The sequence below is a fragment of the Paenibacillus sp. BAC0078 genome, assembly GCF_054483875.1.
This window is the reverse complement of sequence record NZ_JBTLRW010000003.1, coordinates 257549-279604: the sequence shown is the minus strand read 5'-3', so window position 1 is coordinate 279604 and position 22056 is coordinate 257549. Positions and strand designations below refer to the sequence as shown.

The 22056-nt window shown below is 48.8% G+C and carries 20 protein-coding genes; 17 read left to right on the top strand and 3 right to left on the bottom strand.

The genetic code is table 11. From position 1 onward, the window contains the following. The first annotated feature begins 34 nt into the window (after window positions 1–34). The 5 genes from ACX1DY_RS08170 (at window position 35) to ACX1DY_RS08150 (ending at window position 4688) form a co-directional block, all read left to right on the top strand. On the top strand, window positions 35–547 hold the full coding sequence (locus ACX1DY_RS08170; RefSeq protein ID WP_458963687.1) for a hypothetical protein: 513 nt from the start codon (window positions 35–37) through the stop codon (window positions 545–547). A gap of 167 nt (window positions 548–714) precedes the next feature. Continuing rightward, window positions 715–2559 carry a translational GTPase TypA gene (typA, locus tag ACX1DY_RS08165; protein ID WP_458963686.1) on the top strand — a complete coding sequence of 615 codons (1845 nt, stop codon included), beginning with the start codon at window positions 715–717 and terminating at the stop codon, window positions 2557–2559. 152 nt (window positions 2560–2711) lie between these two features. After that, entirely contained in the window at window positions 2712–3008 is a 297-nt protein-coding gene (locus tag ACX1DY_RS08160; RefSeq protein ID WP_458963685.1) for a YlaH-like family protein, read from the top strand. An 83-nt stretch (window positions 3009–3091) separates the two neighbouring features. After that, complete coding sequence (locus tag ACX1DY_RS08155) at window positions 3092–4162, top strand: LCP family protein (RefSeq protein WP_458963684.1); 1071 nt, start codon at window positions 3092–3094, stop codon at window positions 4160–4162. Between the two features lie 70 nt (window positions 4163–4232). Next, entirely contained in the window at window positions 4233–4688 is a 456-nt protein-coding gene (locus ACX1DY_RS08150) for a pyridoxamine 5'-phosphate oxidase family protein (RefSeq protein ID WP_458963683.1), read from the top strand. A 27-nt stretch (window positions 4689–4715) separates the two neighbouring features. On the opposite strand, the gene ACX1DY_RS08145 is transcribed toward ACX1DY_RS08150, so the two are convergent. Further along, a complete protein-coding gene (locus ACX1DY_RS08145) occupies window positions 4716–5285 on the bottom strand; it encodes a YhcN/YlaJ family sporulation lipoprotein (protein ID WP_458963682.1) in 570 nt (189 codons plus the stop codon). Window positions 5286–5390: 105 nt separating this feature from the next. Here ACX1DY_RS08145 and ACX1DY_RS08140 point away from each other — a divergent pair, with 105 nt between their 5' ends. Together ACX1DY_RS08140 and ACX1DY_RS08135 are read left to right on the top strand one after the other, a co-directional pair. After that, window positions 5391–6722: a PhoH family protein gene (locus ACX1DY_RS08140; protein ID WP_458963681.1), complete on the top strand. Its 1332-nt coding sequence runs from the start codon at window positions 5391–5393 to the stop codon at window positions 6720–6722. Between the two features lie 789 nt (window positions 6723–7511). Continuing rightward, complete coding sequence (locus ACX1DY_RS08135; protein WP_458963680.1) at window positions 7512–8744, top strand: sugar ABC transporter substrate-binding protein; 1233 nt, start codon at window positions 7512–7514, stop codon at window positions 8742–8744. On the opposite strand, the gene ACX1DY_RS08130 is transcribed toward ACX1DY_RS08135, so the two are convergent. Both ACX1DY_RS08130 and ACX1DY_RS08125 read right to left on the bottom strand, forming a co-directional pair. After that, window positions 8736–9704, bottom strand: a complete 969-nt coding sequence (locus ACX1DY_RS08130) for a coiled-coil domain-containing protein (protein ID WP_458963679.1) — start codon at window positions 9702–9704, stop codon at window positions 8736–8738. The two genes, ACX1DY_RS08135 and ACX1DY_RS08130, sit on opposite strands and share 9 nt — an antisense overlap. Window positions 9705–10036: 332 nt before the next feature. Then, window positions 10037–10273 (bottom strand): DUF2626 family protein, encoded by a 237-nt coding sequence (locus ACX1DY_RS08125; RefSeq protein WP_458963921.1) that lies wholly within the window; start codon window positions 10271–10273, stop codon window positions 10037–10039. A gap of 348 nt (window positions 10274–10621) precedes the next feature. Here ACX1DY_RS08125 and ACX1DY_RS08120 point away from each other — a divergent pair, with 348 nt between their 5' ends. The 10 genes from ACX1DY_RS08120 (at window position 10622) to ACX1DY_RS08075 (ending at window position 21949) form a co-directional block, all read left to right on the top strand. After that, window positions 10622–11272, top strand: a complete 651-nt coding sequence (locus ACX1DY_RS08120) for an RsfA family transcriptional regulator (RefSeq protein WP_458963678.1) — start codon at window positions 10622–10624, stop codon at window positions 11270–11272. Window positions 11273–11426: 154 nt separating this feature from the next. Further along, a complete protein-coding gene (locus ACX1DY_RS08115) occupies window positions 11427–12407 on the top strand; it encodes a ketopantoate reductase family protein (RefSeq protein ID WP_458963677.1) in 981 nt (326 codons plus the stop codon). Between the two features lie 6 nt (window positions 12408–12413). Then, entirely contained in the window at window positions 12414–12800 is a 387-nt protein-coding gene (locus tag ACX1DY_RS08110) for a DUF3397 domain-containing protein (protein ID WP_458963676.1), read from the top strand. A gap of 150 nt (window positions 12801–12950) precedes the next feature. Next, window positions 12951–14675, top strand: a complete 1725-nt coding sequence (locus ACX1DY_RS08105) for a peptide ABC transporter substrate-binding protein (RefSeq protein ID WP_458963675.1) — start codon at window positions 12951–12953, stop codon at window positions 14673–14675. A 222-nt stretch (window positions 14676–14897) separates the two neighbouring features. After that, complete coding sequence (locus ACX1DY_RS08100) at window positions 14898–15830, top strand: ABC transporter permease (protein ID WP_458963674.1); 933 nt, start codon at window positions 14898–14900, stop codon at window positions 15828–15830. A 21-nt stretch (window positions 15831–15851) separates the two neighbouring features. Continuing rightward, the gene (locus tag ACX1DY_RS08095; RefSeq protein ID WP_458963920.1) at window positions 15852–16781 is read left to right on the top strand and encodes an ABC transporter permease; all 930 of its coding nucleotides are present in this window, start codon (window positions 15852–15854) and stop codon (window positions 16779–16781) included. Window positions 16782–16799: 18 nt separating this feature from the next. Further along, window positions 16800–17795, top strand: a complete 996-nt coding sequence (locus tag ACX1DY_RS08090; protein WP_458963673.1) for an ABC transporter ATP-binding protein — start codon at window positions 16800–16802, stop codon at window positions 17793–17795. Further along, window positions 17792–18712: an ABC transporter ATP-binding protein gene (locus tag ACX1DY_RS08085; protein ID WP_458963672.1), complete on the top strand. Its 921-nt coding sequence runs from the start codon at window positions 17792–17794 to the stop codon at window positions 18710–18712. The genes ACX1DY_RS08090 and ACX1DY_RS08085 overlap by 4 nt, the downstream gene beginning before the upstream one ends. Window positions 18713–18954: 242 nt before the next feature. Next, window positions 18955–20586, top strand: a complete 1632-nt coding sequence (bshC, locus tag ACX1DY_RS08080) for a bacillithiol biosynthesis cysteine-adding enzyme BshC (protein ID WP_458963671.1) — start codon at window positions 18955–18957, stop codon at window positions 20584–20586. A gap of 91 nt (window positions 20587–20677) precedes the next feature. Further along, complete coding sequence (locus ACX1DY_RS08075) at window positions 20678–21949, top strand: adenosylhomocysteinase (RefSeq protein WP_458963670.1); 1272 nt, start codon at window positions 20678–20680, stop codon at window positions 21947–21949. Window positions 21950–22056 lie beyond the last annotated feature (107 nt).

Here is a 22056-nt window from a genome sequence, read left to right as displayed (position 1 = left end):
TAAAAGATGAGAACTTTGAAGGGATGGGTGAAAAATGTCTTCCAAAAACGACATGAAACTGGGTGTGTTTATCGCCGCCGCCGGCATCGTAATTCTATTCGGAAAGCTGGGGGTGTTCGGATTCCTCGGGCGTGCCCTGTGGCCACTCGTGATTCTGATACCAGGCCTGTTCCTGCATGTGCTTTTCTTCAGCCGCCGTGCTTCGGCATCTGTGCTGCTGCCCGCTGGAATTCTGACCGTTTACGGCTTGCTGCTGGGATTATGCAATGCGTGGGGCTGGGGGCTGATGAGACATCTGTGGCCGCTGCTGCTGCTGGGCATTGCTGTCGGACTGTATGAGTATTCGCTCTATTCTCCGGGCAGAAACGGCGGACTTACGACTACAGCCGTCATTCTTGGACTGTTAAGCATTATACTGCTGGTCTTTAGTCTTCTGGGTACCGGAGCGCTCTACCTAATTGGTGCGGTTCTAGTCGCAGCAGGCGCTTGGCTGATGTTCGGCCGGGGCAAACCGGGAGGCCGCAAGAAGTGGAATGGAGGCTGGTAAGCGTTTTTTTCATAAAAAGACTTGCTTTTCATAGTGCTTTCACTATAATATTAAGGATATGTTGAAGCGTCGGCTTTCTGCCTGGCGCTTCTTTTGTGAGACTGCTGCGACACGCTATAAATTTGAACATTTTTAATTTGATAAATGAGAGGATTTGGATACAAATCATGCATTCAAGAAAAGATATCCGCAACATTGCGATCATTGCCCACGTTGACCATGGCAAAACAACACTCGTCGATCAGCTTCTGCAGCAATCAGGTATTTTCAGCGCTCACGAGCATCTTCAAGAACGCGCTATGGACTCGAATGACCTGGAGCGGGAACGCGGAATAACTATCCTAGCCAAAAATACAGCTATTACCTATAAAGAGTTCCTGATCAACATCGTAGATACACCGGGACACGCCGACTTCGGCGGTGAAGTAGAACGTATCATGAAGATGGTTGACGGCGTACTGCTCGTTGTCGATGCTTATGAAGGCTGCATGCCGCAGACAAAATTCGTTCTGCGCAAAGCGCTGGAGCAGCACCTGACACCAATCGTAGTCGTGAACAAGATTGACCGCCCGGCTGCACGTCCGAAGGAAGTTATTGATGAAGTGCTGGACCTGTTCATTGAGCTTGAAGCCAGCGATGATCAATTGGAATTCCCGGTTGTCTATGCTTCCGCACTTAACGGTACATCCAGCATGGACCCTGAGAAGCAAGACGACAACATGCTTGCACTGTATGAGACCATTACCGAACACATTCCGGCTCCAACTGAAAAAGTGGATGAGCCGCTGCAATTCCTTGTAACCTTGATGGACTACAACGAATATCTGGGCCGTATTGCTATCGGACGCGTAAACCGCGGCGTTATCAAGCAAGGCCAATCCGTTACAGTCATCATGCGCGACGGCAAGAGCAAAACTGCGCGCATTGAGAAGCTGTTCGGCTTCCAGGGCCTCAAACGTGTGGAAACCGAAGAAGCGGGTGCAGGCGACATCGTGGCCATCGCCGGCATCAAGGATATCAACATCGGTGAGACAATTGCCGACCCGGCTAACCCTGAAGCGCTGCCTGTACTGAAGATTGACGAACCGACCATGCAAATGACGTTCCTTGTGAACAATAGTCCGTTTGCCGGTAAAGAAGGAAAATGGGTGACTTCCCGCAAGCTGCGTGAGCGCCTCTTCAAAGAGCTGGAAACAGATGTAAGTTTGCGTGTGCTTGAAACCGACAGCCCTGATGCTTTTATCGTGTCCGGACGCGGTGAGCTGCACCTCGGGATTCTGATTGAGAATATGCGTCGTGAAGGCTACGAGATGCAGGTATCCAAGCCTGAGGTTATCGTGAAGGAAATCGACGGTGTCAGAATGGAGCCGCTTGAGCGTCTGATGATTGATATTCCGGAAGAAAGCATGGGCGCCGTAATGGAGAGCCTGGGAACACGCAAAGCGGAAATGGTCAACATGATCAATCACGGTACCGGACAGGTTCGTCTGGAATTCCTGATTCCTGCACGCGGGCTGATTGGTTACAACACGTACTTCTTGACGCTGACACGCGGCTATGGGGTAATGAACCATGCATTCGACAGCTACGCTCCACTGATCGGCGGCCAGGTTGGTGGACGCCATCAAGGCGTGCTTGTATCCAGTGAGACCGGAAACACTACTCTTTACGGCATGATGGGCGTAGAGGACCGTGGTATTCTGTTCCTAGAGCCTGGGACTGAAATCTACGAAGGGATGATCGTAGGCGAGCATACCCGCGACAACGACATCATCGTCAACATTTGCAAGGAAAAAGCTCTGACCAACGTCCGCTCCGCTACAAAGGATGAAACGGTGAAGATGAAGACACCTCGCCTGTTCTCTTTGGAAGGCGCGCTTGAGTACCTGAACGATGATGAATATTGCGAGATTACTCCTAAATCTGTCCGTTTGCGTAAAAAGATCCTGAATAAGGGCGAACGCGAACGTGTAGAAAAGCAGCGCAAAGCGGCGCAAGCCAGCCAAGCCTAAGCTGTTTATCCTTCTTCTTGAAGCCGCCGGCCAGTCCGGCGGCTTTTGTGCGCTTTTCAAGAGGTCCTTAAAATTCTAAGGATTATTAGCGGAAAAACCTGCGGCGGATGATATAATGTAAGCGAACTTATTCCCGGGAGGAGTGACGAGCTGTGCAGAGCTGGTTCGCTGAGCATCCTATTGTCGCTTACATTGTTATTTTTATCTTGCTGACCTATGTGTACAACCGTGTTTTCCGCGTTAATCAGAAGCTCACCATCGGCAAGGAAATCGTGCTGTATATTATGATGGCGCTGGGTTCGGGCATGCTGCTCATTTTTCAGCACGACAAGCTGCCGATCATCCAGTGTCTGCTTGTGGCTGTAGGGCTGATGCTGCTTGTGCGGGTCCGTTATATGGTGGAAGCGCGGCAGAAGCGAAAGGCGGCGGCAGCAGCTAAAAGACAGTAAACGCAACTTTTAGCACGAACTTCCGTCTAATTTAATACGTAGCAATATAATTCCAGTAGATATGAAAAGGACTTTATTACATTATGAGTACAAGTAAGGGCAGTTTGCCTCCAAGATCCAGCGGGAACCAAAGAAACGGCAGACCGCAGCCAAGCAGCGCGGCCAGACCCGCGCAGAACAAGAAGAAAGTTAAGAAACGTGGAACTTTTGCCAGAACAGGAAGGACGCTGCTTGTGATCCTTCTGATAGTTATACTTGCAGTGCTTGGTTACGCAGGTTATTTGTATTGGAAGTTTGATAAAGGCAGCTTTGGTATCGACCGGCCGGTTCCGGCGGGACATTCGGCTGCAGAGAGACCGATCACGATGCTGCTGCTGGGAACAGACAACCGGCCGAAGCATCCTTCGAATCTGACGGATGTCATTATGGTCGCAGCGCTTAACCCGAGTACCCAGTCCGCTACAGTGGTCTCGCTTCCCCGGGATACCTATGTGGAGCTTAGCGGTTATAAGAAGACTAAGATTAACGAGTTCTACGCTCGGTTCAAGGGCAAGGAGAAGAAGTCGGGTATACTTGCCGAGGATGAAATGAAGACAATGATGGGCAAATATCTCGGAGTCGACATTGATTATGCTACCGTGCTTGATTTCCAAGGCTTCCGTGATGTAGTCGATGAGCTAGGTGGAGTGGACGTCAATATTAGTGAGAATATGTGTTATACGGATAGTGTGGATGGCACGGATATCAACCTGAAAAAGGGTCCGGCACAACTGAACGGCGACGATGCACTTGATTATGTTCGTTACCGCAAGTCCAACTGCAGCCCGAAGACGAAGGCTTCGGATGACTTTGACCGCAATAAACGCCAGAACGAGGTGCTGAATTCATTAGTCGGACAAATGCAGTCATTGGGCGGGGTACTCAAGATTGGCAAAGTGCTTGATGCTGTGGACGACAACATGAAGACCGATATCGAGAATGAGCAGATTAAGAGCATGATATCCACCTATTGGAAAATATCCAAGGCGAATATTGAATTTAAACCGGTGACCGGAACTTGGCGCAGTCCATATGTATATATTAACAATGAAGAGCTTGACGCGGCAAAGAAAAGCCTGCAGAACCGGATTGCCGGGGCTGCATCTCAAAATTGAATGCAAGTTCGGGCATGTGCTATAATATAATTAATTGAACGCACACAAGCATCATAGGGGGCCTGAATTTATGTCCGAAGCCGTTGCTCAGCTCAATGAAAGCCTGCTATCTATGCTGCAGACAGAGACTTTTGTTCTTCTAAGCACTGTTGATGCGGAAACTGGTGGACCTACATCCACCGCTATTTCCTGGCTCTATGCAGTGAGCCCGTCCATTGTGCGTCTGGCGGTGGACCATCGCTCTAGGCTTGTGAACAACATGAAGGTTAATCCGCTAGTGACGATCACGGTTTTTGGCGAGGGTACCGTACATGCCATTAACGGCCGCGCTGTCGTGAGGCAGGACCCGCTGTCTGATGTCCCGTTTAAGATGTGCTGTTTTGATATTGAAATTGAAGCGGTCCGCAATGCGCTGTTCTATGGCGCACAGCTGGAATCTGCCCCAAAATATGCGAAGGTATACGATGCACGTGCGGCTGACAAGCTGGACGGACAAGTGTTTGCCGCCATGCAAAAAGCCCAGTGATATTCTCACTAGGCTTTTTTTTGAAATTTACTTCCCTTGCGGTCTGACGTCCTTAGGGAGCTGTGGTATGATCCGGCCGATAATATCGGCCATCTCGGCGGCGAATCCGGAAACCGGGCGTCCCTTGCTGATATGACGGCCCATCTCGGCAAGCCTGCTGTTAAGGTCCATGTCAGCGGTGACGAGTGCCCTTACACCTCTCGGGTCCTTCCGGATAGCTTGAGCTACGGAATATTTAATGGTTCCGACACGCGAGCGGGTCAGTGATCCATCAACATCTATGCCGACTACAGCCATGTTGTTCATTACGACACAGTGGGCGCCGTTTACGCCCGGTACTCTTTTGGCCAGCTGTTCAAAATGATTCTTCAGTGCAATATCGCTCTCACCTGAAGTGTTGTAAGCTTGACCAGGCATCGCTGTGGGGTTCAGTGTAGCTGCCCCTGCAGTCGTTAGTGGCCGTACCCCGCGGTTCCCCTGGTTACTTAGAGCTTTCGCCGATTGTTTATCCTGAGGAGAGGGTGATGTTCCTTTATTAGCGATACCGCAGCTTGTCAGCAGCAGCAGTACCAGCAACAGACACATTGATTTTCTCATATGTGCTTACTCCTTTCAGCCAAAGATCAGTTTTTTACTATATCTTGCCCCCGCTGAAAAGAGTTATGTATGACCAATCAAACCAGGCGCTGTGGAGGGGATAACATGAAAAAGATATTTGTACTAGACACCAACGTGCTACTGCACGATCCCAATTCGATCTTTGCTTTCAAGGAGCATGAGGTTGTCATTCCCGCTGTAGTGCTGGAAGAAATCGACTCCAAGAAGCGTAATGCCGATGAAATCGGCCGCAACGCCCGCACCGTGTCGCGCTTATTAGACGGACTCCGTGAACTGGGCCACCTGCATAGCGGTGTGGAGCTGGAGCATGGAGGTACGCTGAAGGTGGAGCTTAATCACCGCAGCTTCGTCAAGGTACAGGAAATGTTCGGCGAAGTGTCCAACGACAACCGGATATTGGCTGTGGCGCTCAATTATCTCCATGAGGAGAATGAAAAGGCTGAACCCAGACCTGTGGTACTCGTAAGTAAAGATGTGCTTGTCCGAATCAAGGCGGATGTGCTTGGCATTACACCGGAGGATTATTTGTCCGACCGTACTGGTGACCTGAACGAGCTGTACTCCGGCTGCCAGTCACTGATGGTCCATCCTTCGCTGATCGACGAATATTATAGCCACCGTTCCTTGTCAGTCAAACAATTAGCCTTATCGTACTCGCTGTATCCGAATGAATTCATTATTCTGAAGGATGAGATCGGCACCGGCAAGTCGGCCCTGCTCAGAGTGAACAGCGATGCCTCCCGTCTGGAGCCGCTCTATCTCGGGAATGATGCAGTGTGGGGAATCAGTGCCCGCAATGCCCAGCAGCGGATGGCGCTCGAATTGCTGCTGAATGATGACATTCCGCTGGTGACCATCACCGGCAAGGCGGGAACAGGGAAAACGCTGCTGGCCCTGGCTGCGGGACTGTTCAAGGTAGAAGATGAGCATAAATATAAAAAGCTGCTGATCGCCCGCCCGGTGGTGCCGATGGGCAAGGATATCGGGTATTTGCCTGGTGAGAAGGACGAGAAGCTTCGTCCGTGGATGCAGCCGATTTATGATAATCTGGAGTTCCTGTTCGATACCAAGAAGGCTGGAGACATTGATAAAATACTCATGGGCCTGGGCAGCATTCAGGTCGAGGCGCTCACCTATATTCGCGGGCGTTCCATTCCATCGCAATTCATCATCATTGATGAGGCGCAGAATCTTTCCCGCCATGAGGTGAAGACTATCGTCTCCAGAGCCGGTGAAGGCAGCAAAGTTATTCTGATGGGCGATCCGGAGCAGATTGACCATCCTTATCTCGACGCTGCGAGCAACGGGCTTAGCTATATCGTTGAGAAGTTCAAGCAGCAGGGCATCAGCGGACACATTACTCTGGAAAAGGGCGAGCGTTCGCATCTGGCCCAACTGGCCGCTGACCTGCTGTAGCTGCAGGCTTTGCTTTACCAGTTCCGCCCACTGTGTGCTAGAGTAAAGGCTGGTGTGATTGCACTATGTGCAATAGAATAAGGGGAAATGGCTTCCAAAACGCATTCTGCTGTATTTCATGCAACTGATTTTAAGGAAATCCACCGTTATGGGCAGAATTCGATAAATCTATTGTACAGAGTACAATAGAACGTGAAATGGGACAGAATATTGCAAATGTGAATGTACGAAGTACAACAGAATTGTTAACGACCATATACCAGCTAATAAGGTATATATGGTTTGTAGGCAATCTGATTTACAGCAAACAGCCGGGAGATCATTCCCGGCTGTTTGCTTTTGCCGCCCCCAAGGAACGGCGAGGGTAAGGAATGTGCATAAAGAGAGCAGTTAGCGGAGAGAACGGAATTATTCTGGAGAAGCGGAAGAATAATCCGCACGCGCAGCGTCCTGGCTCTCGAGCAAGGTTTTTGCCGCCCCGAGGAACGGCGAGGGGAAGAATGTGCATAAAGAGAGCGGTTAGCGGAGAGAGCGGAATTGTTCTGGAGAAGCGGCAGCGTTCGCCTTTGTCCCCGGATTTCCACCGCTATAATCAATTACAATAAATCCGGGGACAACAGCGATCGGAAGAATAATCCGCACGCGCAGCGTCCTGGCTCTCAAACAAATTTTTTACCCATCGCCATTCACACCTATATAATAGAAAGAGAACGTTTTCACTACCAGCAGACAACCGGAGATGCATCTGTTAAAATGGGGGAGACGAGTCAAGGCGGGAGGAGAAGGAACGTGCTGAGAAGGAGAAACTACTGGCTGCTGTTTGCTATTTTATTGCTGTCGCTGACAAGCCTATCCCCCAGCATGGAGCTGGATACCCGCGACGATTCCCATCCGCTAAGGCAGCCGCTGAATCAATCGGAGCGGCCTGCTTCCGGCGATAAGGACAGTGTCAAAAAGCTGAGTATCCGGGTGTCTCTGAGCAATGAGGAATTTAAGGAGCTGGAACGGATCAGCAATAACTACAGCCTGTCCACGGGAGTTCAGGTCATTCTGAGCAATGTGGACAGCGGGGATGCCGATGAGAAGCTGAAGCAGGATCTGACGATTGGGGATAGCCCGGATATTGTGATGATCGACGGCCGCAGCATCACTGATCTGGCGACCCGGGGATATTTGCTGCCGGTAGATATTTATCAGAGTCTTCCCGGCAGTACGCCGCTAACTACGTTAATTCCTCAGATGCAATGGAACGGATATGACTGGGGAGTTCCGCTTGATATTGATCCTTATGTGCTGGTGTACTCACCTCAGCGGCTCAGCGAGCTGGGCTTGACAGAGGTTCCAAGAAGTATGGAGCAGTGGAATGAGTTATTGAAGCGCATCCTTGAGCAGCAGGGCAAGGAACGTTATCTGCTGGCAATGGATAGCAGCAATCCTTACGGTTATTCCGCAGTACTGGAGAGTATGGGGGGCAACCTGCTTAACATTAATTCGGCTCTGCTGGAATGGACACAAAATGCAAGCAGCTATTTTTATCTGACAAGCCGCTATAATACAAGCATCTGGGATATGCTTCAGGATGGAAAGGTTGCGGTTGCGGCACTACCGCTTTCGGAGTGGCAGCAGCACGGGAATTCTTCCCTGGCTGCTGAAGCGCCGGTGGCCGCCGGCAGTAAAATAGGGTATCAAGCGCTGTACAGCCGCTTTTTCGCTCTTCCGGCGCAATCTGCCGATCCTGAGGCTGCCGTGAAATGGCTTGCTTATGTAACCTCAAGCACGGCACAGCTGGATTGGCTGGAGAATACAGGGCGGTTGCCCGCCCTTGATGAGCTTTACCGCTCCGGTCTGCCCGAGCGAACGCAGCTTCCTTTTGACGCCAAATTGCTGCTTACTGAGGAAACTGCCATAAGCAAGGAGACAGCGGGAGGCTGGTCGGAGCTTACGGCGGCAGTTACCTTACTGCTTACAGGGAAAGTTAATGCTGCCGGATATGCCGCAGCTTTAGCTCAGGCTTCAAAATGAGAGCGCAAGCTTCACATGCAGCACACCCGCTGCGCTGCTCACATCGGTGGCACGCAGGAAAGAGATGATTTTCTCCGGATAAAAGCCTAGGTCGAAATCTTCCTCAAGCGCCTTACGGGTAGTGTCCGGCAGCGCCAGTCCATTAAATACAACTTCATCGACATGGAACATCAGAGCGTTGACCGGATCATTTTGAATCGTATAATGGCCGGTCAGCGTCAATGACAACCCCCCGCTTTTTCCTGTTGCGGTAATCTCATTATCATTGAAATGGAACGCAAAGTCCTTGAACAATGAATTCTGCTCCACCAGGAACTCATTCAGATCCTCTTCCTTTAGCGCCAGATTGTAAGTCATTCCTTTACGCGTCAGCATCCCGTCATGACTCTGAACGAACTGCGGCAAATTCTTCATGGCCGACGACAAAGCTTTGAAATACGTTCTAACCTCATGGATGCCGATATTTTCCCAATACTTCGTAAATTCCTCTAGTAAAGCACTCATTCGTTCGGGATCACTGCTGCCCTGAATGCCGCCTTCGATCTCCGCGTTAAGCGCTGTGACCCGTGCCTTCTGTTCCTCCAGAGCCGTTTTGAGCTCCGCCAGCTCCTGTGAACTGCGCTGAGCCGCAGCTAATGTTGCTTTCAGCTTCTTATATTCCTTCTCATATTGAGACAGAATGTCACGGTCCCGCCCGATCACAATTTCATAATAATCATATAAGGCCAACAGTCTGCCAATACTTTTAGCGGAGAGAACAGCCGTCAGCAATCCGTCCCTGTCGCCCATATAATAAGAACGCACAATGGCGCCGGCACGCTCCCGTTGATCGGCTATTGCTGTTTTTTGGGATGCTGCCTGTTTCTCAAGCGAAGACACCTTTGCTTCAAGCGTCTGCTGCTCAGCGCTTATACGGGTTATCTCCTGTTCAATTTCAGCCGAGGATAACGTCTGCTCCATCAGCTTGCGTGTCTCCTCATTATCAGGCATAGCTGGGGGAGCGGCGTTAAGCTCCGTAACGGGATCAGCAGAGAGAAAGTCAGGGGGCGTCAGAGGCAGTATTGTGAAGCATACAAGGAAGATCAGAACGGCAGAAAATCGGCATCTATTATTGCGGAAAAGCACCACACCACCACCTTAGAAGGAATAGACAGGTATGTACTAATAATATGTTTACCTTTGTTAAAATATCATACCTGCATTCCTTGGGGAAGACCTGCAAAAACGCAAAACAAAAAAACGGAGGCCTTCCTTAATGTAAGGAACAGCATCCGTCTCAAATATAAATGGCTTTAAAGCGGCAGCCCCATCTCAAAAATCGTCCAGTAGCTGAAGCCGGTAAAGGTCAGAAGCATATATCCCCAGAAGAGCAGGACGTAAGTCTTTTCGGTAAATTTCATATACCCCAGAATGACGAAAAAAGCGGTTTGCAAAAAGAAGAGCAGGGCCATCTCCGTCAGATCCCCGGCAAAAGCCATCAGTCCGATCACAAGCGTAAAAAAACCCAGCACACGAAACATGCGGTCCAAGAGAACATCCCCCTTCCAGTATGGTTCCGGCAATACCTTCTTTGACATTAATTATACCTTCCGGAGCTAACCCTGTAAACGAATTCATCGAAAAAAAAGCTGAAATTATTGGGAAAATATGATTTTTATTATTGACATGCAAGCTTGGAATACAAAAAGAGAAATTATAGCACTCAGCAAGTATGAGGTTCCGTCAAAATGGAAATACAATTTAGTATCAAATAGATTCTATGAACTCTAATAGAGGCATAGAAATGGAGTAAGCAGCTTTTATCCTATTCACTATCCGGCGGAGCTGCCGGTTATGAAGATGGTTATTTCATGATGTTGTTAGGAGGGTTTGGCTTTATGACAGCCGTTAGACAGGATGCTTGGAGCGCGGAAGATGATTTGATACTAGCAGAAATAACACTGCGTCATATCCGGGAGGGCAGCACACAGCTCGCAGCTTTTGAAGAGGTGGGTGAAAAAATCGGCAGGACCTCGGCAGCATGCGGATTTCGCTGGAACAGCTGCGTTCGCAAAAGCTACGAAGATGCAATCGGCATCGCCAAAGGCCAGCGCCAGAAGCGGAGCTATCTGAAAAAGCAGCCGGCCAGCAGAGGTGCGCAGGTAGCCGGCTTGATTCTCGGAGACATTGAAGAGGAATACGGGCGCAGCGAGGGGCTAGGCGAAAATTCATTGTCTATTGATGCGGTGATCCGCTTCTTAAGACAATGGAAAGGAAGTTTTCAGGAAGCTGGCCGTCAGCTCAAGATGCTCGAAAGGGATTTGCGCGAGAAAGAGGATGAGCTGACCGAGCTTCGGGCGGAGAATGAAAGATTATCCAAAGAGGTTAACCTTGCCCAGAGTGACTACCGTGTTGTGAACGACGATTACAAGGCTTTAATTCAGATTATGGACCGTGCCCGGAGGCTCGCTTTTCTCAATGAAGAGGATGAAGAAATGAAGACGAGGTTCAAAATGGACGCGAACGGCAATCTGGAACGAATCGAATAGATTCACATGTTTTGTGAAACCCGCATGCAGTGGCTCCTGCCCCGTTTGCGGGTTTTTTGCATACATACTCAATGCTCATCTTTGCGATGCTATTTTGCTTTTGCCGGAAGGAGGATATAATTAGAAAAATTGCTGTGAAACGGCAGGTGCAGGAATGAAGATAGACATAATCGGCGCGGGCTCACTGGGTCTGCTGCTGGCGGGAAAACTGATTGATGCTGGAACGGAAGTCAGGCTATGGTGCCGGAGTGAAGAACAGAGCAGAGAACTTACCGAAGAAGGCTTAACTGTTAGCTACGAAGACGGGAGAAAAGCCATTCGGCTTAAGGGCACCCGCTTTCAGGCAGCACCCATAAGCAAATTCGCTGAAACCGTACTTCGTGAGCCTGGCGACTGGGTGGCGATAACGGTTAAACAGAACGTTTTTCATCGGGTTTTGCCGGAGATTCTTGTTCCTCTAAGGAACAGCAAGCTTAATGCGGTTTGCTTTCAAAATGGCAACGGCCATTTGGAGCTGCTTCAGGGGCTGCTGCCTGAGGCTTCAATCTGGGCGGCGGTAACCACCGAGGCTGCAAAAAGGAAAACATTAACAGAGGTTATCCATGCAGGTAAAGGGGAAATATGTATAGGGAAACGAACAGCCCCCAGACAGGATTCGCATAAAAATGCTCAAAATGAGAAGAATACCGCTGCAATTAGTTTGATTGAGGCCCTTACAGCAGCAGGATTCTACGCGTTGATGTCGAAAGAAGTGGATACCATGATTTACCGGAAGCTGCTGATCAATGCTGTGATCAATCCGCTGACGGCGATTTGGCGTATTCGGAACGGTGAGCTGCCGGCTTCTGAAGAGCGTATTCAGTTAATGAAAGAGCTGTATACAGAAGCTATTCGCGTATATGATGCCTGCGGCATTGCTTATGATGCCGATGCATGGGAGGGCATTCTTGAAGTTTGCCGGGCAACCTCGGGCAATATCTCGTCAATGCTTGCCGATGTGCTTGCTGCAAGAGCAACGGAAATTCGCTGGATTAACGGCAGCATTGTAGCGATGGCAGAGAGCGCTGGAATCACGGTCCCTTTACACCGCTGGATTTGCCGGTTGGTAGAAGGCATGAATGTGAAGGAGAGGTGAGGCTGTTTGGAATTTCTGTGGAATTCTTTCACGCTGTTAAGCGTTATTCCGGTTATTCCTTTTTTGATCGTATATTTCATAGGGATAGGCCTCAAACAAGAAAAGAAGAAGACATTTTTATTGGCTATGGACGTGACAACCTTGTTTTTATTTCTATCCGTATCGGCCTTATTCAATAACATTTTCAAATCGGGGTTTGGGTTTTATCTTATACTACTTATTGTATTAATATGCGCTGGACTGATTGGAGGCGCCCAAAATCGCTTAAAGGGAAAAGTGGATGGCAAGCGTCTGCTTCGGGCAGTCTGGAGACTTTCCTTCTTGTTCATGGGCATTGGATATGTTCTGTTCATGGCCGTTGGCCTTATTAAGTACATATCACAAGCGATGTAATGTTCCGTTGCTCCGGTAAAGCGTCAATGTCACAAAATTTTTAAGTTTTAAAAAAAAAGGGTTTTCAGAAAATATTGCTGTAGATTTTTTTGACCACTGGTTGTATAATCATAAACCATATACCACATTCTATTTAGGGGGAACTGCTAGATGAAGAAGAGTAAAAGTCTATTGCTCATGATTGCATTAGTTCTCGTTATCGGCACAGTGCTTGCTGGCTGCGGCGGAAACAACAATGCAAACAAAGGCAACGAAGCCGCAGCAACTAATGCGGGCAATGCAGGCACGAACACTGGCAATGCTGCAACTGGCGACGAGAAATTGGCCGCTGACCAATCGCTTAAAGTTAACCTGAGTGCAGAACCACCTACATTCGACCCTGCACAAGCTCAAGACAGCCAAGCAAACACTGTCCTGAAAACTATGTATGAAGGCTTGACTCGTACGAATGATGAAACTGGCCAAGCTGAACCGGGTATTGCTGAGAAGTGGGATATTTCCGCTGACGGTCTGGTATATACGTTCCACCTGCGTGATGCCAAGTGGAGCAACGGCGATCCAGTAGAAGCTGCTGACTTCGTTCGTGCATGGCAACGCGTGCTTGATCCTGCAACAGATCCTGCAGCACCTTATGCTTATCAATTGTACTACCTCAAGAATGGTGAAGAATACAACACTAAGAAAGTTACAGATTTCAGTCAAGTAGGCGTAAAAGCTGTTGATGCAAAAACTCTCGAAGTTACGCTGAAATCGCCAACACCTTACTTCCTGGGACTGCTTTCCTTCTATACCTACTACCCTGTACACAAATCCGTTGAGGGTAATGCTAAATGGGCAACAAGCAAAGACACTATGATTACAGACGGACCATACACATTGACTGAATGGACTACGGGTCAAGCCATCCAAGTAACTAAAAACGACAAGTACTGGGATGCAGCTTCCATTAAATTGAGCAAAATCGACTTCTCCCTTGTTAACAGCGGTGCAACTGAATTGCTGAGCTACAAGAACGGTGAATTGGATCGCGCAGGCGCTCCGAATGGTGAAATTCCTTCCGAGCAGCTTCCTATTGTTAAAAAAGAGCTTCCTAATGAGTTCGTTTCTAAAGGTATTGCTGCAACTTATTTCTATGAATTCAACACAACTGAAAAACCTTTCAGCAATGTTAAGATCCGTAAAGCACTTGCAATGGCAATTAACCGCCAAGCCCTGATCGATAACGTTACCTTGGGCGGACAGCTTCCTGCCTTTGGCTTCGTGCCACCAGGTATTGCTGGTGCTGACGGTGAATATCGTAATTCTGTTAAAGACAGCGGCTACTTCACAGAAGATGTTGCACAAGCAAAAACATTGCTTGCCGAAGGTCTGAAAGAAGAAGGTCTGACTGCTCTTCCTCCAGTAGAACTGTCTTACAACACAAGTGAAAACCACAAGAAAGTCGCTCTTGCGATTGCTGATATGTGGAAAAACAACCTTGGTATTACTGTAAACACTGTGAACCAAGAGTGGGCTGTATTTATCGACAACCGTCAAAACCAGAACTTCCAAGTTGCACGTGCCGGCTGGACAGCGGACTACAATGATCCAATGACCTTCCTGGATATGTTTGTAACAGGTGGAGGTAACAATGATGCTGGTTACGCCAACCCTGCGTATGACAAGCTGATCACTGATGCGAAAGCAAGCTCTGATCTGGCTAAACGCCAAGAAGACTTTGCAGCAGCAGAAAAAATGCTGGTTCAAGACGATATGGTTATTATGCCGATCTACTACTACACTAACAACTCCCTGACTAAAGAGTACCTCAAAGGTGTAACTCTTGACTTCAGTGGTGCAGTTGACTATACTCGCGCTTACCTGCTTGAGCACTAAGATACAATCTCCAGCAGCTAAATTGAATAGTTAGCCATCTGAAGTTAGCACTACACTTCGGGATATATATGTGGAATTCCATATATATCCCTTTTTTTTGCATTTCCGGCTTTTTGTTAATGATTGTTCTGGTTTACAAAAATAGAAAATGGACAAAAGCCCGATTTTTTCATAAAATCAAATTATGTGTCTAAAAAAATGTCGAAGGAGGTGTTGATGGGGATGGTTCGTTATATTGCTAATAAGTTTTTCTACATGCTCGTATCGCTGTTTGTGCTAATATCAGCGACTTTTTTTCTGATGAAAGCTATTCCGGGGGACCCGTTTACTTCTGAAAAGAAAGTTCCGCCGGAAATTAAAGCGCGTTTATATGAGCAATATGGTTTGGACAAGCCGCTCTATCATCAGTATTTTAAGTATTTGGGTGAAGTTGCCCAGGGTGATTTGGGTGTGTCGATGAAACGTCTGAATCAGGATGTAACACATTTGATTGGACAGACCTTTTCAGCGTCCTTGAAGCTGGGAGTTGTCGCAATTATTGTGTCGGTTATTGTCGGGGTCATTCTCGGCATGCTGGCGGCACTATACCACCGCAAATTTATTGATAGCGCTGCAATGGTGCTGGCGGTGCTGGGGATTGCGGTTCCGAGCTTTGTTGTCGCGTCTTTGCTCCAATATGTATTTGCCTACAAATTCAGCATATTTCCGGTCTCGGGCTTTAAGGGGCCAATGTATTATTTCCTTCCGGTAGCGGCGCTCTCGGCCCAGCCGATAGCCTTTATAGCCCGTTTGACCCGTTCCAGCATGCTGGAGGTTTTGCATGCCGATTACATTAAGACGGCTAAGGCTAAAGGCCTAAGCTGGTTCGCAATTTTGAGCCGCCATGTTCTCCGTAACGGGATTCTGCCGGTTGTAACTTACATGGGACCAATGACCGCTAACATTGTAACCGGTTCTGTAGTTATTGAGCAGATTTTTGGTATCGGCGGTATCGGTAAGCAGTTTGTGGAAGCCATCGGTGTCCGTGATTATACTGTGATTATGGGGATTACTATTTTCTACGGTATTCTACTCATGGTGGCCCGCTTCATTACTGACATTGCATACGTATTTGTGGATCCGCGGATCAAACTAACTGGAGGAAAGGAGGGCTAAAGATTGGCAACTGACAAAAACATGGTATCGCTGGATGCGGACCTGAAACCGGAAGATTTCCAGAAAATCGGTATTGATGAGAAGCAGGCGGAGGTTATTCAACGTGAAAGTCTTTCAGCCTGGAAGGATTCCTGGCAGCGGCTGCGTCAAAATAAAATGGCCATGACGGCATTGATTATTCTTGGCTTGATCGTTCTGGCTTCGCTGATTGGTCCATTGTTTTCGAAATTTAATTACTACTCTAACGATTTGCTCAGCACCAATAAGCCTCCTTCATCTGAACATTGGTTTGGTACCGATGATCTGGGCCGTGATATCTTTGTCCGTACATGGTATGGAGCACGTATCTCACTGATCGTTGGTTTGGCAGCAGCGGCAATCGACTTGTTCATTGGCGTTATCTATGGCGGTATTATGGGCTTCTTTGGCGGCCGTGTAGATAATATCATGAATAAAATTTCTGAAATTTTGTATTCCATTCCTTATCTGCTGGTTGTTATTTTGCTGCTGGTAGTAATGGAACCAAGTTTAGGAACGATCATATTGGCGCTGACCATTACAGGCTGGATTACCATGTCCTGGATTGTGCGCGGTGAAATTATGCAGCTTAAGAACCGTGAGTTCGTTCTGGCCTCGCGTTCAATGGGTGCTGGCTCAGGCAGACTGCTGTTCCGTCATCTGCTGCCAAATGCGGTGGGTCCAATTATCGTAACGATTACGCTATCTGTTCCAAACGCCATTTTTGCCGAAGCATTCTTAAGCTTCTTGGGTCTTGGGGTACAAGCTCCTATCGCTTCCCTGGGCTCGATGATTAATGATTCACTGACTGGCTGGCTTTATTATCCGTGGCGCTTCCTGTTCCCGGCTATTTTGATAAGCTTGACCATGCTTTCCTTTAACATTTTTGGTGACGGTCTTCGCGATGCACTGGATCCTAAACTGAAAAAATAGCATAGGAGGTGAATATTGATGGAACCCATTCTGCAAGTCAAGGATCTGCATGTTTCTTTTTTTGTAAAAGGCGGAGAAGTACAGGCTGTTCGCGGTATGAATTTCGAAGTAGGCAAAGGTGAGACGGTCGCAATCGTCGGTGAATCCGGCAGCGGCAAAAGTGTTACGGCACAATCTATTATGCGGCTTATTCCTACGCCTCCTTCCAAAGTGAAACAGGGCGAGATTATTTTTCAAGGACAGAATCTGCTGAACAAAAGCATGAAGCAAATGGAAAGTATTCGCGGCAAAGATATTGGCATGATATTTCAAGACCCGATGACTTCTTTGAACCCAACGATCAAGGTGGGCAAACAGATAACCGAAGTTTTGATCAAACATCAGAATATGTCAGCGGCCGAAGCGAAAAAGCAAGGTATCGAGATGTTGAAATTGGTCGGTATCAAAAATGCTGAAGCTCGCTTTAACCAATATCCCCACGAATTCTCCGGCGGGATGCGCCAACGTGTAATGATCGCTATTGCACTTGCCTGCCGCCCGGCTCTGCTCATTGCAGATGAGCCGACAACAGCGCTTGACGTAACGATTCAGGCGCAAATCATGGAAGTAATGAAAGAGATGCAGCACAAGCTGGGGACCTCCATCATTCTGATCACACATGATCTCGGAGTCGTTGCCGGGATGTGTGACCGGGTCATCGTCATGTATGCTGGTGAAGTGGTGGAAACAGGTACAAGATGGGAAATCTTCAGAAATCCGCAGCATCCGTACACTAAGGGCTTGCTGCGGTCGATGCCGCGTCTGGACCAAAAGAAGGGTGAGCCGCTGATTCCAATCATCGGAACTCCCCCGGATCTGATCAAACCGCCGGTCGGCTGTCCGTTCACAGCGCGTTGCAGCGAAGCGATGCATGTCTGCGAACAAATCGATCCCGGTGCAACAGAATTCAGTGAGACGCATATGGCGCGCTGCTGGAATCTGCATTCGATGGCCAAGGAGGTGCAGTACGTTTGAGTAAGAACCTGATTGAAGTAGAAGGTCTTAAGAAGTATTTTAATGTAGGCAAGGGGAAAGTTCTTAAGGCTGTTGATAATATTAATTTCACAATTCGCGAAGGCGAAACCCTGGGGATGGTAGGGGAATCCGGTTGTGGTAAGACTACTGCCGGCCGGACAGTCCTTCGTCTTTACGAACCGACTGCCGGAAGCGTGAAATACAATGGTACGGACATCTACAAATTGTCTTCGGGCAAAATGAAGGCTATGCGCCGTGATATGCAAATGATATTCCAGGACCCTTATGCATCGCTTAATCCGCGGTTCACGGTTTCGGATATTATCGGCGAAGCGCTGGACATTCATGGAATGGCCGGAAGCCGTGCAGAACGTAAAAAACGGATTGAAGAGCTGCTGGATATGGTTGGACTTAACCATGACCATGCAACCCGTTATCCGCATGAATTCTCCGGCGGACAACGCCAGCGTATCGGGATCGCCCGCGCGCTTGCAGTCAATCCCAAGTTCATCGTTTGCGATGAACCGATCTCAGCACTGGACGTATCTATCCAGGCACAGGTAGTCAACCTGCTTAAGGAGCTGCAGGACCGGCTCGGACTTACTTATCTTTTTATTGCGCATGACTTGTCCATGGTTAAGCATATCAGTGACCGCGTAGCGGTTATGTACCTGGGCAAAATGGTTGAGCTGGCGGAAAGCGAAGAGCTGTATGCCAACCCGATCCACCCTTACACCAAATCGCTGCTGTCGGCTATTCCAGTTCCCGATCCGGAAGTTGAAGTCAACAAGAAGCGTATTCATCTGCATGATGAGTTGGGTTCTCCAATCTTTGCTGCAGGCGAAAAAACCAATGACAGTGATTTTGAATTGGTTGAAGTGTCCAAGGGACATTTTGTTTCGAGAAATTATGCCTAAAGCGAGCCTTTCGGTGTAATAGCAAAATACAATTTAGCGCAATAAATACTATCGTAGGCGGGAGCATTCAGCTCTCGCCTATTATGCGTCAGCAGATGAATGTACAATGAATTTTATTGGGGACTGTTTGCGAAAGGTACAACATCTTTGACGCCGCCCCTAACTTTGGATACAATCATAAAGAGTTTATTGGCTCAAGTGATTACATACAGCAGTTATTGTAGAACAGGAGGCAGTTGTTCATGAATGTAGTACCGGAACCTCTCCCGGGCGGATCAGCGCTTGCCCGCGACTATATACATCATTATGAAAAGGTAGGACATTTGTACGGTGGAGATTTCCGTAATGAAGAGAGCAGAGCGGCACGCGCGGAATGGCTGGACAGCAGTGAAGGTCTGAGGGCCGACCGTGCCAAGCTTGCAGCATGCCTTCGGAAATACAATCTGCAGCACAATCCTGATGCCGCAGTGATGGATTCCCTGGCGCTGCTGGAGCAGCAGGGGACTTTGGTTGTGACCGGCGGGCAGCAGAGCGGCCTGTTCACGGGTCCGCTTTTTGTCATATACAAAGCAATTACAACGATTCAGGCGGCGAAAGAGGCAGCGGCGGAGCTGGGTCGGCCAGTGGTCCCGCTGTTTTGGATTGCCGGTGAGGATCATGACTGGGATGAGGTTAATCACACATACGTATTGAACCGAGCCGGAGAAATTACGAGGCTGAAGCTGGATAAAATGGAAGGCCCCCGCTCCTCCGTCAGCGACATAAAGGTGGATGAAGCCAGTTGGGTTCAAGTCACCGAGCAACTGGACGGACTGCTGCAGGAGAGTGAATTCAAACCGCAGATTATGGAGTTTATCCGCGAATCCTCGGGTAACGCCGGCAGCATGAGTGATGCTTTTGCCAAGCTGATGGGCTCGCTGTTCGGCAGATTTGGACTCATTCTGCTGGATTCTGCAGATCCTGAGCTGCGCAAGCTGGAAGCTCCGCTGTTTGCATCGTTGATTGCAAATAATGATAAGCTGGAGGCCGCTTATCAAACGGCAGCCGCAAATATCACTGGCGACGGTTATGAGCTGCAGGCTGCAGTGGTCCCTGGCGGTGCCAATCTTTTCTATATTCATGAGGGTATACGCCTGCTGCTCCATAAGGAAGCCGGTCGCTTTACCGACCGCAAGGGCACGATTTCCTTTTCCAAGGAAGAATTGCTGGGGCTGCTGGAGAGCCACCCCGAGCGGTTTAGCAATAATGTGCTGACGCGTCCGCTTATGCAGGATTATCTGCTTCCGGTTCTGGCGACTGTGCTGGGACAGGGGGAGATGGCCTATTGGGCGATTCCGCATTTGGCGTTTGAGGTGATGGGTGAACGGATGCCGCTGATTATACCGCGCATGTCGTTTACGGTCGTGGAAGGCACATTGCACAAGCATATGGACAAGTACCAGCTTTCTTTTGGCGATGTCCGTGAAGGATTGGATCAGAGAAGACAAGAATGGCTTGCCGCCCAGGATGAGCTGGAGCTGGGACGCCGGTTCGAAGAGACTAAAGCAGCTTTCTCCGCAATGTATAAGCCGCTGATTGAACAGCTTGGAACGATTCAAGCGGGACTGCTTAAGCTGGGCAGCAATAATAAAGATAAAATCCTGGATCAGATAACCTTTCTTCAAGCTAAAGCCCAGGATGCGATGGAGAAGCAGAATGAAGCTGCGCTCCGCCAGTGGGAGCGGATTGAGCTGTCGCTGATGCCGCTGGGTAAACTGCAGGAAAGAGTGTACAATATCATGTATTATCTAAATCGTTACGGTCCCGCCTGGTTGGATGAGCTGATGAATATCCCCGCAGATTACAGCGGAACACACCGTATCATTTATATGTAATAAAACTTAAGCTTATGCTTTCGAAGCGAGTTTTGCTGCATAGTAAATTCAAAGAAGCGGATATTCCGCAAAACTTTTAGGAGGTATCATTATGAGTTCATTATCGAAGGAAAACAGTATTGTTGCAGATATGTCGCTGGCTCCGGAAGGGCATCTGAAAATCGACTGGGTTCGCCAGCATATGCCGGTGCTGAACCGTATCCGTGAGCAGTTTGAGGCAGAGCAGCCTTTCAAAGGCTTGAAGGTATCCATTACGCTTCATCTGGAAGCAAAGACAGCTTATCTGGCGAAGGTTGTGCAGGCGGGCGGCGCAGAAGTCACGATTACAGGCTCCAATCCGCTGTCTACGCAGGATGATGTTTGTGCGGCGCTGGTGGAGGACGGCATTACAGTGTTTGCCAAATACAACCCTACACCTGAAGAATTCAAAGCGCTCAATATCAAGGCACTGGAAAGCAAACCGGACCTGATTATTGATGACGGCGGCGATTTCGCCACGCTGCTGCATTCCGAACGGCCTGATCTGATGGAGAATATCCGCGGCGGTGCAGAAGAAACGACTACAGGCATTATCCGGCTAAAAGCACTGCAGAAGCAGGGCATTCTCAAGTTCCCGATGGTAGCCGTTAATGATGCCTACTGCAAGTATCTGTTTGACAACCGCTATGGTACAGGCCAATCGGCGTGGGACGGCATCGTCCGCACGACTAACCTTATTGTGGCTGGCAAGACAGTGGTCGTAGTTGGTTACGGCTGGTGCGGCAAAGGGGTGGCTATGCGGGCAAAAGGGCTTGGAGCCAATGTCATTGTCACTGAGGTGGATGCGATCAAGGCAGTGGAAGCCCATATGGACGGGTTCCATGTGATGCCGATGCTGGAAGCAGCGAAGCTAGGTGATTTCTTCGTTACAGTGACAGGCAACCGTTACGTGATCCGCGGTGAGCATTACGATGTGATGAAGGATGGAGCGATTCTGTGCAACGCCGGCCATTTCGACGTTGAAGTGAATAAGCCTGAATTGTCCGAACGGGCGGTATCCCAGCGCACTGTGCGCAAGAACATCGAGGAGTACAAGCTGAAGGACGGACGCAAGCTGTATCTGCTGGCAGAAGGACGTCTTGTAAACCTGGGTGCGGCTGACGGCCATCCGGCAGAGATCATGGACACAACCTTTGCGCTGCAGGCGCTCTCCCTGAAATACGTGAATGACAATTACAAAAACATCGGAGTAAAGGTTGAAAATGTTCCTTATGAGCTGGATGAGCAGGTAGCGCGCTATAAGCTGGAGAGTCTCGGGATTGCTATTGACAGCCTGACTCCAGAGCAGGTTCAATATTTGGACAGCTGGAATCTGAACGCATAATCTATAGAACTGAAGCAAGGTGTCCGGCCATGTGAATGGTTCGGGCACCTTGCTTTTTTGCGGCTTGACATTTATGAAAAATTACTTTGCTCTAAAAAAAGGTTTTT